Annotated in this window: 9 protein-coding genes and 1 tRNA gene; 6 read left to right on the top strand and 4 right to left on the bottom strand. The window is 65.3% G+C overall.

Going from position 1 to position 14,961, the window contains the following annotated elements; translation table 11 throughout:
- The 6 genes from RT662_RS01385 to RT662_RS01360 all read left to right on the top strand — a co-directional run.
- A partial coding sequence (locus RT662_RS01385; protein WP_313668513.1) for a dihydrolipoyl dehydrogenase family protein occupies nt 1-1,378 on the top strand: 1,378 nt, incomplete at its 5' end.
- 103 nt (nt 1,379-1,481) lie between these two features.
- Nucleotides 1,482-4,505: a TonB-dependent receptor gene (locus tag RT662_RS01380; protein ID WP_313668511.1), complete on the top strand. Its 3,024-nt coding sequence runs from the start codon at nt 1,482-1,484 to the stop codon at nt 4,503-4,505.
- Between the two features lie 13 nt (nt 4,506-4,518).
- Nucleotides 4,519-5,775, top strand: a complete 1,257-nt coding sequence (locus tag RT662_RS01375) for a nucleoside transporter C-terminal domain-containing protein (RefSeq protein WP_313668509.1) — start codon at nt 4,519-4,521, stop codon at nt 5,773-5,775.
- Nucleotides 5,768-6,373 carry a CDP-alcohol phosphatidyltransferase family protein gene (locus tag RT662_RS01370; protein ID WP_313668507.1) on the top strand — a complete coding sequence of 202 codons (606 nt, stop codon included), beginning with the start codon at nt 5,768-5,770 and terminating at the stop codon, nt 6,371-6,373. The genes RT662_RS01375 and RT662_RS01370 overlap by 8 nt, the downstream gene beginning before the upstream one ends.
- On the top strand, nt 6,370-7,065 hold the full coding sequence (locus RT662_RS01365) for a DUF3047 domain-containing protein (protein WP_313668506.1): 696 nt from the start codon (nt 6,370-6,372) through the stop codon (nt 7,063-7,065). The genes RT662_RS01370 and RT662_RS01365 overlap by 4 nt, the downstream gene beginning before the upstream one ends.
- 40 nt (nt 7,066-7,105) lie before the next feature.
- On the top strand, nt 7,106-9,886 hold the full coding sequence (locus RT662_RS01360) for a phosphoenolpyruvate carboxylase (protein WP_313668503.1): 2,781 nt from the start codon (nt 7,106-7,108) through the stop codon (nt 9,884-9,886).
- 10 nt (nt 9,887-9,896) lie between these two features.
- Here RT662_RS01360 and RT662_RS01355 read toward each other — a convergent pair.
- The 4 genes from RT662_RS01355 to RT662_RS01340 all read right to left on the bottom strand — a co-directional run.
- A tRNA-Val gene (locus RT662_RS01355) sits at nt 9,897-9,971 on the bottom strand.
- A 73-nt stretch (nt 9,972-10,044) separates the two neighbouring features.
- Nucleotides 10,045-12,435 carry an endopeptidase La gene (gene lon, locus RT662_RS01350; RefSeq protein ID WP_313668502.1) on the bottom strand — a complete coding sequence of 797 codons (2,391 nt, stop codon included), beginning with the start codon at nt 12,433-12,435 and terminating at the stop codon, nt 10,045-10,047.
- 136 nt (nt 12,436-12,571) lie between these two features.
- Nucleotides 12,572-13,756, bottom strand: a complete 1,185-nt coding sequence (locus tag RT662_RS01345) for a CaiB/BaiF CoA-transferase family protein (RefSeq protein WP_313668500.1) — start codon at nt 13,754-13,756, stop codon at nt 12,572-12,574.
- 9 nt (nt 13,757-13,765) lie between these two features.
- The coding region (locus tag RT662_RS01340) for an MFS transporter (RefSeq protein ID WP_313668497.1) at nt 13,766-14,961 on the bottom strand (1,196 nt) is incomplete at its 5' end.

Below are 14,961 nucleotides of genomic sequence, written 5' to 3'. Positions count from 1 at the left end.
CACGGTAAAGGCCAAGGTGACGCTGGTCGAAAGCCACAAATTGGGCGGCGACTGCCTCAACTATGGCTGCGTGCCCTCGAAAGCCTTGATCAAGTCCGCCCGCATCGCCCACCAGATGCGCCACGCCGATGCCTATGGCCTGACCCCGCAAGCGCCGACCTTCGATTTTCGCGCCGTCATGGCCCGCATCCGGAACGTCATCGCCACCATCGAGCCCAACGACAGCGTGGAGCGCTACACCGGGCTGGGTGTCGACATGGAGCTGGGTCATGCGCGCATCCTCGATCCATGGACGGTGGAGATCACCCGTCACGACGGCAGTACCCAGCGCCTGACCACGCGCAGCATCGTCATCGCGGCCGGTGCCGCACCGTTGGTGCCACCGCTGCCCGGCCTCACCGACAGCAATCACCTGACCAGTGACACGCTGTGGGACGCATTCTCGGCGCTCGATACCATCCCGCGCCGCATCATCGTGCTCGGCGGCGGTCCCATTGGCTGCGAGCTCGCCCAGGCGCTGGCCCGGCTGGGCGCGCAGGTGCAACAGGTCGAAATGGGACCGCGCGTGTTGCCGCGCGAGGATGACGATGTCGCCGCCATCGCCCATTCATCGCTGGTCGGTTCCGGTGTGGAGGTGCTCACCGGCCATGCTGCGCTGCGGGTGGAGGGTGAGCAGACCCTGATCGTCAGCCACGATGGGCAGGAACGCGCCCTGCCCTATGACGCGCTGATCGTTGCTGTCGGCCGCAAGGCGCGGCTGACTGGCTATGGCCTGGAAGAACTGGGCATCGAGACCGTCCGCACGGTGGTGACCGACGATTATCTGGCGACGCTCTATCCAAATATCTACGCCTGCGGGGATGTGGCCGGGCCATACCAGTTCACCCATGTCGCTTCGCACCAGGCCTGGTATGCAGCGGTGAACGCGCTGTTCGGCCAGTTCCGCCGCTTCAAGGCGGATTATCGCGTCATCCCATGGACAACCTTCCTTGATCCCGAGATTGCCCGCGTCGGCCTGTCGGAAGATGAAGCCAAGGCCAAGGGCGTCGCGGTCGAGGTGACCACCTACCAACTGCACGAACTCGACCGCGCCATCGCCGACAGCGCCACCACCGGTTTCGTGAAGGTCCTCACCCCGCCCGGCAAGGACAGGATACTGGGCGCAACCATCGTGGGTGACCATGCCGGCGAGCTGCTGGCCGAATATGTGCTGGCGATGAAGCACGGCCTGGGCCTTAACAAGCTGCTCGGCACCATCCACACCTACCCCACCATGGCCGAAGCCAACAAGTTCGCCGCGGGCAACTGGAAGCGGGCGCATGCGCCGCAGGGCCTGCTGGCCTGGGTGGGCCGCTATCACGCATGGCGATTGCGGTAATGGAGAGGGGGTAACCAATTGCCGGCCTGTTGCGTATTTGAATGGCAACATTCATGAAAACCGCGCGCACGCCTGTGGGTGGCGGAGCACTTGGGGGATTGGAATGAAGGGTTTGAACCGGGCTGCGGCCGTCTTTCTGGCCGGCGCAGCGATGGTGGCGATGCCGGCGCAGGCGCAACAGGCCGGCATCCAGATTTCGGTGGTGGATGCGTTGAGCGGCACACCGGCAGCCGATGTGGAGGTGGTCATCGAAAATCCCGGCACCGGTTTCCGCCGCGTGGCCCGCACCGACGCGCAGGGCCTGCTGCGGCTGGAAGGCCTGACCACCAGCGGCCAGTTCCGCATCAGTACCGCTGCCAGCGCCGCCTATGACGCCGCCGAACCGCAGTCGCTCACCTTGCGCAGCAATTTTTCGAGCAGCATTACCCTGCGGTTGACCCCCGTTGGCCAGACCATCACCGTGACCGGCGCGCGGACTGTTGTTGGCCTCAACGCCGTCAACGCCGAAGTCTCCGCCTCGCTGGGCCGTGAGCAGTTGACCGCGCTACCCATCGAAGGCCGCGACGTGATCGGTTCGCTGATCCGGCTGCCGAACGTGGTGGCCAGCACCGGCTTCTTCCCGGAAGCGCCGTCGATCTCGATCAACGGCAGCAATGGCCTCGACACCAATTATCTGATCGACGGCCTCGACAATAACGAGAATTTCCTGGGCGGCATCAAGTTCCCGGTGCCGCTGGGCTTCACCCGCAGCGTGACCGTGCTCGCCAACAGCTATTCGGTTGCCTATGGGCGCACCGCCAACGGCATCGTGAACTATACGACGCCATCGGGCAGCAACGAGCTGCACGGCGAAGCCTATGCGCTGGTCCGCCCCGGCCGGCCGCTGGACGCCGCCTCGCCCTTCCCGCGTCGCGACCTGTCGGGCAACCAGGTGGGCGAGAGTTTCGAGCGTTACCAGGCCGGCTTTGCGCTCGGCGGAGCCATCGCGAAGGACAAGACCTTCTTCTACATCAACTACGAGTTCACCCGTGATCGCAACACCCAGGTCGTGGATGCGCCGCTGCTCGGCATCACCGACACGGTGACCGGCAACAACCAGTTCCACCTCGCTTCGCTGCGGCTCGATCATCGGTTGACCGATGACTGGACCCTGGGCCTGCGCGCCAATATCGGCCGCGTCACCATCGAACGGCCCGGCGGCGGGCTGGGCGGCGGCAACAACAGCCTGCCCTCGGCCGGCTCAAACCAGGATCGCCATTCGACGCTGGTCGCCGCCACGGCGAGCTATGCCGGCGACGATTGGAGCTATGACGGCGCCGTGCAATATGCGCGCTTCCGCTGGGATTATGGCGAAGCGCTGGCCGGCCCGGGGCCGCAGGTGGTGATCCGCGATCCGTCGGGCCTGACCGCCGGCGTCGTCGGCCACCCCGGCTATCTGTTCGACAGCCTGGAAGAGACGATCCAGACCACCCATCGCCTGCAGCGCAAGCTGGGCGCGCACCGGCTGCGGCTGGGCGCCGACGTCATCCACAGCAACTTCACCCTGTTGGGCGGCGGCAACCCCGATGGCAATTTCGTCGTCGATCTGACCGCGCCGCAACTGGCCGCGCTGCGTGCCGGCGGCCGCGGGTTGGGCCTGACCGCCAGTGACGTGCTGGCGCTGAACCCGGTGGTGGCCAATTATGCCGTTGAATTGCGGCCGCAATCCTTCGGCACCGATCAGACCTTGCTGGCCTTCTATCTGGAAGACGAATGGCAGATCAGCCCACGCTTCACCGCCACGCTGGGCGTTCGCTGGGATTATGACAGCCTCACCGCCAAGGGTGCTGGTGGCGGTGACTTCGACAATATCGCACCGCGGCTGGCGCTGAACTGGCGGCCGGATGCACGGTCGTCGGTGCGCTTTGGCGCCGGCATCTTCACCGGCAAATTGAGTTATGCCGTCATTTCCGACGCCCTGCAGCGCAACACCACAGCGCCGGGCTTCCTCACCCAATTGGGCCAATTGCAGAGCCGCGGCCTCATCCCGAGCGGTATCAACCTGCGCGACGTGACGTTCGACGGCAACCTCACCGTCGCCCCGCCCTGCGCCACGGTATCGGCCTGCCCGACCCCGGCGCAGGTGCAGGCACTGCGCAGCACCGCCACGCTGGGCGAAGCGCGCATATTGTCGCCCACCGGCCATGACAGCCCGTGGAGCCTGCAATTGAGCGGCGGCTATCAATATCAGGCGACGTCCACACTGACGCTGAGCGTGGATGGCATCTACAGCCGCAGCCGCAATCTGGTGCGGCTGCGCGACCTGAATGCGCCGGCGGCCTTCACGCCCAATCTGGCGGCGCTCACCCCGGCCAATATCGCCCTGCTGCAGGCTGCGCCCGACAATGCGGCGCGCGCCGCCCTGGCGCAGACGCTGGGCCTCGTGCGCAGCCAAGCTGCCGCTGATGCCAGCCGGCCGGTCGCGCTGGTCGCGGGCGGGGCGCGGCAGATCACGGTTTCGGAAACCCAAGGCCGCTCGGAATATATGGCGCTCATCATGGCTGCCGTGAAGGAGCGCGGCGCCGATGATTATGGCTTCCGCCTCAGCTACACGCTGTCGCGGCTGAAGAACGACACCGACGACATCAACTTCCGCGCTGCCAATGCCAATGATTTCAGCACCGAATATGGCCCGTCGGCAAACGATCGACGGCACGTGATTTCGGCGGTGGGCTATCTCTATCCGATCGAGGACCTGACGTTGACGGCCGCCGGCCTGTTCCAGTCGGGCCAACCGGTCAATCTGGTGCCGGATGCACGCCTCTTTGGCACGCAGGATCTGAACGGCGATGGCGCTTCGTTCGGAGAGAATTTCGTCGGCAACTCCGACCGTTTCCCCGGCGCCTCCCGCAATTCGGCGCGGCTGCCTTGGTCAGCCACGGTCGACCTTGGCATCCGCTACCTGCTGTTGAAGCGCATCGAGCTGTCGGCCGACGTGTTCAACCTGTTCAACGCCAACAACCGCTCCGGCTTTGCCAACGCGGCCACCACCTCGAACCAGGTGCAGTTCGGCGGCGGCGCACCCTTCGTGCAACGCAACGCCGGCCCGCCGCGGCAGTTCCAGTTCGGTATCGCGTACAAGTTCTGATATGCCAGCCGCCATGCAGCAATTTCAGGGTCTGATCGGGCTGGCGGCCATTTTGCTGCTGGCTTGGGCGTTCAGTGAAGACCGCGCCAATCGCCCTGGCTGGCGCTGGCTGGGCGGCGCGTTGCTGCTGCAACTGGCGATTGCCGTGATCGTGGTGCGGGTGCCGGCGGTGTGGGCGGCCGTTGGCGTCGCCAATCAGGGCGTTACCGCCATCGAGAAGGCCACGTTGGTTGGCTCCTCCTACATGTTCGGCTATCTGGGCGGCGCGCCGCTGCCATTTGCCTTGGCGCAAGGCGCCAGCCCGCCGCTGATCATCGCCTTCCAGATCCTGCCGCTGATCATCGTCTTCTCGGCGCTGTCGGCTTTGCTCTGGCACTGGGGCATCTTGAAGGCATTGGTGCGCGGGCTGTCCTGGGCCTTACGGCGCACCCTGGGCGTTTCGGGCGTCGTCGGGCTGGGCGGCGGCGGCACCTTGTTTCTGGGCGTGGTTGAATCGCCGCTGGTGCTGCGGGCCTGGTTCGCCACCATGAGCCGGTCCGATCTGTTCGCCATCATGGCAATGATCATGGCGACGATTTCGGGTGCGATTCTCGTGCTTTATGCCAGCACGCTGGGCAAGGTCATCCCCAACGCCGCCGGGCACCTGATTGTCGCCAGCCTGATCTCGCTTCCGGCCGCGCTGATGGTCGCCCGCCTTATGGTGCCGGGCCAGCCGCAGTCCAGCGAAGCGGCCGAGCCTGACCTCGCCTATGACGGCGCCATGGACGCCGTGGTGCGCGGCGCCATGGAAGGCGTGCAGCTGATGCTGGCGGTGATCGGGATCATCATCACCATCTTCGCGCTGGTGAATTTGACTGATCAGATATTGGCGCTGGCGCCGCATGTCGATGGGGCCGCCCTCACCCTGAAGCGCATGTTCGGGTGGATCTTCTCGCCGTTCATGTGGGCGATTGGCGTGCCCTGGGATCAGGCGCCGGCGGCAGGCGCGCTGATGGGCACCAAGGCGATCCTCAACGAATATGTCGCCTATCTCGATCTGGCCGCCCTGCCCGTCGGCACGCTCGACCCGCGCAGTGCCCTCATCGTCACCTACGCGCTGGCTGGCTTTGCCAATCTGGCCAGCATTGGCCTGCTCGTTTCCACCATCGCCAGCCTGTGCCCGGAACGCCGCGCCGAAGCGGCCGGACTGGGCTTCAAGAGCTGGATCGCCGGCAATTTCGCCACGCTGATGACTGGCGCGATGATCGGCCTGGTGACTCCGTATGTTTGACGCCATTCTGCGGCCCATCATTGATAAACCGTTGAATCTGCTGGCGGCGCGTGCCGTTCGGTTGGGCATCAGTGCCAATCTGTTGACCATCTGTGGCGGCCTGCTGGCGGTGTGTGCCGGTTTTGCGCTGGCGGGTGGCCATTTTGATGTTGGGCTGGTGTTGGTGATCGCCAACCGCCTGCTCGACGGCCTGGATGGGCCGGTTGCGCGCATCACCGGGCCAACGGATTTCGGCGGCTATCTCGATATCGTCGCCGATTTCGTCTTCTATCTCGCCGTGCCGCTGGGCTTTGGCCTGGCCGCGCCAGCCAATTTGATTCCGGCGCTGGTGCTGGCCTGCTGCTTCGGCCTCACCGGCATCAGCTTCCTCGCCTTTGCCGCCATCGCCGCCAAGCGCGGGCTGGAAACCAGCGCCCACGGCAAGAAGAGCTTCTTCTATTCGACCGGCCTGGCGGAGGGGACAGAGACCATCGTGGTCTTCATCCTGTTCTGCCTGTGGCCCGCCCACTTCCCCACCATCGCGCTGGCCTATGCCGGCCTGTGCATACTCACCGTCATCCAGCGCACCGCATCGGCGTGGGCGGCCTTCAAGCCATGATCGCCGCCCTGATTGCGGCGGTCGTGGTGGGCCAGTTCAGCGCCGAAGGCCCGGTGCCGCCGCCCTGGACTGTCGCTCTCGTTTCCAAAAAGGTGCCGCCCACCCGCTACCGCGTCGTGCGCATCGATGGCGTATTGGCCGTGGAGGGCAGCGCGGAGGCCAGCATGGCGCTTCTCGCCCGGCCGATCACGGTTGATCTGGTCGCCACGCCGATCCTGTGCTGGCGCTGGCGCATCGTGGCGCCGGTGGCCGGGGCCGACATGCGCCGCAAGGTCGGCGACGATTACGCCGCACGTGTGTATGTGGGCTTCGATATTCCCGATGGGCAATTGGGCCTGGCCACGAAGATGAAGCTCGGCCTCGCCCGCCGCATGTTCCCCGGACCCATCCCCGATGCGGCGGTGAATTATGTGTGGGACAATGTGCACCCCATCGGCACCACAGCCCCCAACGCCTATACCGATCGTGCCCGCATGGTGGTGGCGCAATCGGGCGCGGCGAACGCCGGCCGCTGGGTGGAACAACGCGCCGATCTGGCCGGCGATTACGCCCGCGCCTTCCCCGGTACGAGCGCCAGGCCCACTTCCATCGCCGTGGCGGTGGACACGGATCAGACCGGCGGCAGCGCCCGCGGCTGGTTCGCTGATCTGCATTTTGTCGCCCGCGAGTCTGCCTGCCGCTTCCCGGCCTGATTGAACTTGCCGCACTGCACAAATCGGGCAGAATGGCGCCATGATCGAGACCTATCGCCAGCGCCTGGCCGAACTCCACGCCCGCACGGCGGAAACGCCGCTGTTCAACCCGGTGTTCCAGTTGGGGCTCGAGATCAGCCGCGGGCTGGAGGATGGTACGGTGACGCTGGCCGGGCTGGCCGGGGCCATTGCCGAACTGGGTCGTGAAGGCCTTCAGGCCCGCGCGAACCGGCTGGCACGGTTGCTGGGCACAACGGATGATGATGCCAATATCGCCACTTTCCGCGCACAGGTGGAGGCATCGGCCACAGGCGACTTCACCGCCTTCAAGGCACGCTGGGAAGCGCCGTTGCTGCACGTGGTGTTCACCGCGCACCCGACCTTCCTGCTCACGCCAGACGAATATGCCGCCGTGGCTGAAGCCGCCGTGAGCGGTACGCCGGTGGCCATTGCGCCGGTGGAAACCCGCCCCTCGCCCAGCCTGGTGGAGGAGCATGAAGCGGTGCTGGCCGCCATCACCCGGGCGATAAGCGCGCGCGACCTTCTGCACGGCGAAGTGCTGGCGGTGGCGGCGCGGGCTTTCCCCGATCAGTGGCAAAGTCTCACCCCCTGCCTGTTCCGGGTGGCGACGTGGGTCGGCTATGACATGGATGGCCGCACCGATATCGGCTGGGCGACCAGCATCGGTTTCCGGGCGCAGGAGAAAGCCGCACGGCTGGCGCTGATGGCGGGCGAGGCCGCGCGACTGGGCGAAATGGCGCTGGCCGAGCGCCTGTCGGAAGCGGCCAACCATGCCGAAACGCAGGCTGGCCTGTTTGCCGGCGATACCGATGATGCCGCCGCGCTGTCGGCCATTGCCAACCAGATCACCGCGCCGCATGCCGCAGCGCTCACCAGCCTGGCCGATCCCAGCGCCTTGCTGCGCACTGCCGCCGCCAGCCTGCCCGCCGATCAGGCGCGGGCGCATCTGGTGCTGGCTGCCGCCATGGCGGCCGATGGGCTGGGCATGGGCTGGATCCATTTCCGCGTGAACGCCGCGCAATTGCACAATGCGATCCGCCGCCACATCGATCCCGATGGCACGCTGGACATGGGCAGCGGCCAGGCGCTGATCCGGCTGCGCGGCCTGCTGGAAACGGTGAAGCCGCTCCGCTCCAACTTCGCGGCGCTGGCGGTAGAGAGCACGACCGCCGTGCGCCAGTTCCTCGCCATGGCGGCGATCCTGAAACATGTTGATGCCGACACGCCGATCCGCCTGCTGATCGCCGAATGCGAACAGCCGCAGACGGTGCTGGCCGCGCTCTATTTTGCCCGACTGTTCGGCATTGCCGATCGGGTGGATGTGTCGCCGCTGTTCGAGACGGAAACGGCGCTGGAACATGGCGGCCGCTTTCTGGACGCGCTGCTGGCCGAGCCGGCCTATCAGGCGCAGGCCCGCCAACGCGGCCGCGTGGCGATCCAGACCGGATTTTCCGATGCCGGGCGCTTCGTGGGGCAGGTGCCGGCGGCGCTGGCCATCGAGCGGCTGCAGGGCCGGCTGGCGCGCGCCATGGTCAAGAACGGCTTGTCGGATGTGGCGGCGCTGATCTTCAACACGCACGGCGAATCCATGGGTCGCGGCGCGCATCCGGCCAGCTTCACCGACCGTTTGGCTTGGCCGATGAGCCGCTGGGCCCGCGCCCAATTCGCCAAGGCCGGCATCCGGGTGGAGGCCGAAGCCAGCTTCCAGGGCGGCGATGGCTTCCTGTTCTTCGGCCACGACACGCTGGCGCTGGCGACACTGACCCGTATCGCCGAAATTACGCCCACGCTGGCAACAGGCGGCGCGCCAAGTGACTCTGACGACCCGTTCTACACCCGCACGGATCTCTCCCTTGATTACTACCGCATGATCCGCCGCCACCAGCGCGCCATGTTCGAAGCCCGGCCCTATGCGCGGGCGATCACCGCCTTTGGCCTCGGCCTGATCCCCGTCACCGGTTCACGTCGGCTGAAGCGGCAGAGCGATATCGGCAGCGATCGCGATGCCTCGCTGCGCTCCATCCGCGCCATCCCGCACAACGCCATATTGCAGCAGCTGGGCTATCCAGTGAACGTGCTGTCCGGCGTTGGCAGCGCCGGCGTGGACGCGCAGGAAGCGCTGGCGGCGCTGCTGGCAGGTTCGGCCCGCGGGCGGCAATTGCTGGGGCTGGTTGAAGCATCGAACGCCATCGCCAGCATCAAGTCGCTGGCCGCCTATGGCGAGCTGTTCAACAGCGCCTATTGGGCCACGCGCCCCTATCGCGGCACCGAAGAACGCCTGGCGCGGCCCTGCCTGGCGCTGGCGGAAAAGCTGGTGGAGGATGATCGTTCCGGCCAATTCCGCCGCCTCGCCTCGATGCTGCGGGTGGACAATATCAAGCTCCGGCAACTGCTGAGCCACCTGCCGGAGCCATCACCGGCTGATCCCGGCACGGAGGCGACGCGGCGCACACTGGGCGTGCTGCACGCGCTGCGGCTGGCGCTGATGCAGCATCTGTTCCTGCGGGCGGTCGATATCCCGGCGTTCTCGCGCCGCAACGATATCAGCCGCGATGATGTGCTCGACATGGTGCTGAGTTTGAGGACGGACGAGGCGCTGGAACAATTGCGCCGCGCCTTCCCGGTGACGGCGCCTGATCTGGCGGATTACCGGATGGATGAGGCGACCGACTGGCCGGAGGATGACGCCCAGGCCTATGCCGGCATCCAGCGCCGCTTCATCGAGCCGATGGCAACGACGGCGCGGCTGATCCCGTTGATCAGCATCGCGATTGCCAATCACTTCGGAGCCTATGGCTGAGGAAGGCAAGTGGTGGGCGCGACAGGGATTGAACCTGTGACCCCTGCCGTGTGAAAGCAGTGCTCTACCGCTGAGCTACGCGCCCACTTGCGTGCGGAGTGGCCGATTAGGCGACGTGGGCGGCGCTGTAAAGCCCCGCCCACAAGTTCCGACCAAATTTAGTGCCGCACCGCCGGTTCGGTGGCCACCGCGGCCGGTGGCATGGCGGCCTTTTCATCGGCTTCGGTCCATTCGATTGGCACCAGCGGCTGGGTCAACGCCAGCGCCAACACTTCATCAACGTGGGAAACCGGCACGATCGTCATCCCCTGCTTCACATTGTCGGGAATGTCGGCCAGGTCCTTCTCGTTCTCGGCCGGGATCAGCACCATGGTGATGCCGCCACGCAGCGCCGCCAGCAGCTTTTCCTTCAGGCCGCCGATGGGCAGCACGCGGCCACGCAGCGTCACTTCGCCGGTCATCGCCACATCGCGCTTCACAGCAACGCCGGTGAGCGTGGAGATGATGGCGGTGACCATGGCGATACCCGCAGAGGGCCCATCCTTGGGCGTCGCGCCTTCCGGCACGTGCACATGGATGTCCTTCTTCTCGAACACGCTCGGCTTGATGCCGTAATGCGTCGCGCGGGCCCGCACGAAGCTGAGTGCGGCCGAAATCGATTCGGTCATCACGCTGCCTAGCTTGCCGGTGGTCTTGATATTGCCCTTGCCGGGGCTGGTGACGGCTTCGATGGTCAGCAGGTCGCCGCCAACTTCCGTCCAGGCCAGGCCCGTCACGGCGCCGATCTGGTCTTCGGCATCGGCCAGGCCATAGCGGAATTTGCGCACGCCCGAGAAATCGGCGAGGTTTTCGCTGCTCACGGTAACGCTGGTGTCCTTGCCTTCCAGGATGCGGCGCAGAGCCTTCCTCGCCAGCTTGGCGATCTCGCGCTCCAGTTTGCGCACGCCGGCTTCGCGGGTGTAATAACGGATCAGATCACGGATCGCATCGTCAGTGACCGTGAATTCCTCCTTCTTCAGCCCGTGCGCTTCATATTGCTTCTCAATCAGGTGGCGCTTGGCGATCTCCAGCTTTTCATCTTCGGTGTAACCCGAAAGGCTGATGATCTCCATGCGGTCCAGCAGCGGCTGGGGCATGTTGTAGCTGTTGGCCGTCGTCACGAACATCACGTCGGAAAGGTCGTAATCGACCTCCAGATAATGGTCGTTGAACGCCTTGTTCTGTTCCGGATCGAGCACTTCCAGCAGCGCGCTTGAGGGATCGCCACGGAAATCCTGGCCCAGCTTGTCGATTTCATCGAGCAGGAACAATGGGTTGGACGTGCCAGCCTTTTTCAGGTTCTGGATGATCTTGCCGGGCATGGAACCGATGTAGGTGCGGCGGTGGCCGCGGATTTCGGCTTCATCGCGCACGCCGCCCAGGCTGTGGCGGATGAATTCACGCCCGGTCGCCTTGGCGATGCTGCGGCCAAGGCTGGTCTTGCCGACGCCGGGCGGGCCGACGAGGCACAGGATCGGCCCCTTCAGCTTGTTGGTGCGCGCCTGCACGGCCAGATACTCGATGATCCGGTCCTTCACCTTTTCCAGGCCGAAATGATCGGCATCCAGCACGGCCTGCGCCGCGATGATGTCCTTCTTCACCTTGCTGCGCTTGCCCCACGGCAGGCCCAGCAGCGTATCGAGGTAGTTGCGCACCACCGTGGCTTCGGCCGACTGCGGCGCCATCGCCTTCAGCTTCTTCAGCTCGCCCAGCGCCTTTTCACGGGCTTCCTTGGAGAGTTTGACCTTCTTGATCTTCTCTTCCAGCTCGGCGACTTCGTCCTTTTCCTCGTCGGCATCGCCCAGCTCACGCTGGATCGCCTTCATCTGCTCGTTCAGATAATATTCGCGCTGGGTCTTTTCCATCTGCCGCTTCACGCGGTTGCGGATCTTCTTTTCCACCTGCAGCACGCCCATCTCGCCTTCCATGAAGGCGAAGATCTTCTCCAGCCGCGCGCCCACATCGGGCTCGGCCAGCAGCGCCTGCTTGTCGGCAATCTTGAGGCCCAGGTTGGCGGCGACGGTGTCGGCAAAGCGGCCGGGTTCTTCCACTGCCGAAATCTGGCTGGCGATTTCCGGCGCAACCTTGCGGTTCAGCTTCATGTACTGTTCGAACTGGCTCTGCGCCGAGCGCAGCAGGGCGGCGACTTCCGTTTCGTTGCGCTCCACGTCCGGCCGGTCTTCAACTTCGGCCATCAGGTGCGGCCCGCTGGCATCAAGCTTGACCAGGGTGGCGCGGCCCTGGCCTTCCACCAGCACCTTCACCGTGCCATCGGGCAGCTTCAGCAGCTGCAGCACATTAGCGAGCGTGCCGACGTCATACAGTTCATCAGCACCGGGATCTTCATCGCCGGGGTTCTTCTGGCTGAGCAGGAACACGGTGCGGCCATCGTTCATGGCGGCTTCGAGCGCGGCCACCGATTTTTCGCGGCCGACGAACAGCGGCACGATCATCTGCGGGAACACCACGATATCGCGCAGGGGCAACACGGGCAGGGTCTGGTTGGTCATGTCATCTCCGTCGCGAAGGGCTGACCTTCGCTTTTGTCCCGGCTGATATGGGTAGCACCTGATGTGGGTGCAATGGCAGAATCAGCGCAAGCTTGTCGCAGATGATGCAAGAGCCGTGCCGGCCGCGATAGGGGCTTCAGCCCTTGAGGACGCCCTTATCCACAAGTGCGGCAATGGCGGCAGCGTCATAGCCCAGCGCGGCAAGGATTTGCCGGCCATGTTCCCCCAGATGCGGAGCGGGGCCGACCGGATCCAGCGGCTGGCCAAAACGGGCCGGTGGCCGGGCCTGGCGCACACGCCCCACGGCCTCGCTGTGCGCCACTTCGATGCAGATGCCGTTGTGCTGCACCTGGGCATCGTTCGGCACATCGACCAGGTGCACCACCGGACCGCCGACCGCGCCCTGTGCGACGAAACCGTCCATCAGTTCGGCGCGGGTACGCCGGGCAATTTCGGCGGAAACCTGCGGCGCCCATTCGCGCTGGTGCTTGATGCGCCCGGCAGACGAGCGGAAGCGTTCATCATTGGCCAGATCCTCGCGGCCAAGGCTGCGGGTGAGCGCCACGAATTCGGCATCCTGCAGGGCGCCAATCGCCACCTGGCCATCGGCCGCCTTCCACAGCCGCATCTGCGCGCCATATTCCGGCCAGGCCGCCGGCGCATCGTCGATGAAGCTGTAGTTGTACATGCCTTCCGGCCAGTTGAAGGCGATGGCGGCATCCAGCATGGCGACTTCGATACGCTCGCCCTGCCCGCCGCTGCGTTCGCGGCGAAACAGTGCGGCGGTGATGGCCTGGGCCGCCGTGAGCGCCGTCACCTTGTCTGCCACCAGATGGCGCACGAGGCCGGGCGTGCCTTCCTTGTCCACCTGAGAGGCGGCAATACCCGAAACCGCCTGGATCACCGGATCATACACGCGGACATTCTGATAGGGCCCATCCTGGCCAAAGCCGGTGATGCTGCAATAGATCAGGCGCGGGTTGATCGCCTGCATGCGTTCCCAGTCCAACCCCAGCCGGGCCAGCACGCCGGGGCGGAAATTTTCCACCAGCACGTCCGCCGTTTTCACCAGCGTTTCCAGCACGGCAATGCCGTCAGGCGATTTCAGATCAAGGCACAGGCCCTGCTTGCCGCGGTTGACGGCGATGAACATGCTGGAAAGATCGGCCTTGCGCGGGCCAAGGCTGCGCACCGGATCGCCGCCGGGGCTTTCGACCTTGATCACCTCGGCGCCCTGATCGCCCAGCATCTGGCAGGCCATCGGCCCCGAAACGATCTGCGAGCAATCGACGATGCGGATGCCCGCCAGCGGTCCGGTCATGGGGCGCTCTCAATCATTGATGTTGATGTGGCGCGAATCCTTCAGGAACAGCAGCATCACCACCAGGCCCACCGCCACCACCACGATCGTGTACCACAGGCCGGCAAACACATCGCCGGTTGAAACAACGATGTACTGCGAAATCACCGGAAGAAAGCCGCCGAAATACCCAGTGCCGATGTGATAGGGCACCGACATGCTGGTATAGCGCACCCGGGCCGGGAACATTTCCACCAGCATCGCGGCGATGGGGGCATAGGTCCACCCCGAAAGCAGCCCGATCGCCATCACCGCCAGCAGCAATTGCCAGGCGACGATGCGATCCGGATCAGCCTTTTCGGGCCAGCCGGCGGTGTTGAGCGCCGCGCCCCACTTGTCCTTGTCAAAGCCTTCCAGCCGTGTGCCGGCCACGTTCATCGCCAGCACGTCTGCATCGGTCTTGGCATAGGAAACGCCGCGCTTGGTCAGCCATTCCAGCGCCTTGCCGCACTCGGCCTCCTGCTTGGTGAAGATGTTATAGTCGCACGCCGGCAACTCGACGGTGACCGGCGCATTGGCCATGGCTTCGGACAGCGCCGGGTTGGCGCCCTTGGCCATCAGATCGAAGATCGGGAACAGCGCGACCAACGTGAGGGCAAAGCCGGTGGCCAGCACCGCCTTGCGCCCGAAGCGATCGGAAAGCCCGCCGAAATAGATATAAGCCGGGGCCGAAACCAGCACACCGACCGCCAGGTAGAGCAATGCCTCCGTTTCCGGCAGGCGGGCGGTGTTCTGCAGGAAATAGAGCGTGCCAAACTGGCTGGTGTAGAAAATCACCGTGAAGCCGGCCGACACCGCCAGCGCCACAAGCAGTCGGCCCTTGTTGCCCGGCGCCGACAGCGCATCCTTGAACGGATTGGCCGATGTGGTGCCCGCCGATTTCATCTTCTGGAACACCGGGCTTTCCGACAGTTTCAGCCGCACCCACAGCGAAATGCCCAGCAGCAGGATCGACATCAGGAACGGCACGCGCCAGCCCCAGGCAACAAATTCCGGTTCCGCAATCAGTGCCTTGGTGCCCAACACCACGCCCAGCGTGAGCATGAAGCCGCCGGCCGCCGCCGCCTGAATCCAGCTTGTGTACGCGCCGCGCTTGCCCGGAGGCGCATGTTCGGCGACGTAGATCGCCGCCCCGCCATATTCGCCGCCCAGCGCAAGACCCTGCA

The organism is Sandarakinorhabdus sp., from assembly GCF_032115815.1.
In the GTDB taxonomy this organism is placed as follows: Bacteria; Pseudomonadota; Alphaproteobacteria; order Sphingomonadales; family Sphingomonadaceae; genus Sandarakinorhabdus.
Note: the sequence above shows the minus strand (reverse complement) of the source record. Positions and strands in the feature narration are given on the sequence as shown.

Excerpts from the sequence above, each read along its gene's own strand:
- RT662_RS01345 (WP_313668500.1), bottom strand. The coding sequence starts at position 13,756 with ATGACCGGACCGCTGGCGGGCATCCGCATCGTCGATTGCTCGCAGATC.
- RT662_RS01360 (WP_313668503.1), top strand. The coding sequence starts at position 7,106 with ATGATCGAGACCTATCGCCAGCGCCTGGCCGAACTCCACGCCCGCACG.
- RT662_RS01370 (WP_313668507.1), top strand. The coding sequence starts at position 5,768 with ATGTTTGACGCCATTCTGCGGCCCATCATTGATAAACCGTTGAATCTG.
- RT662_RS01380 (WP_313668511.1), top strand. The coding sequence starts at position 1,482 with ATGAAGGGTTTGAACCGGGCTGCGGCCGTCTTTCTGGCCGGCGCAGCG.
- RT662_RS01365 (WP_313668506.1), top strand. The coding sequence starts at position 6,370 with ATGATCGCCGCCCTGATTGCGGCGGTCGTGGTGGGCCAGTTCAGCGCC.
- lon (WP_313668502.1), bottom strand. The coding sequence starts at position 12,435 with ATGACCAACCAGACCCTGCCCGTGTTGCCCCTGCGCGATATCGTGGTG.
- RT662_RS01375 (WP_313668509.1), top strand. The coding sequence starts at position 4,519 with ATGCAGCAATTTCAGGGTCTGATCGGGCTGGCGGCCATTTTGCTGCTG.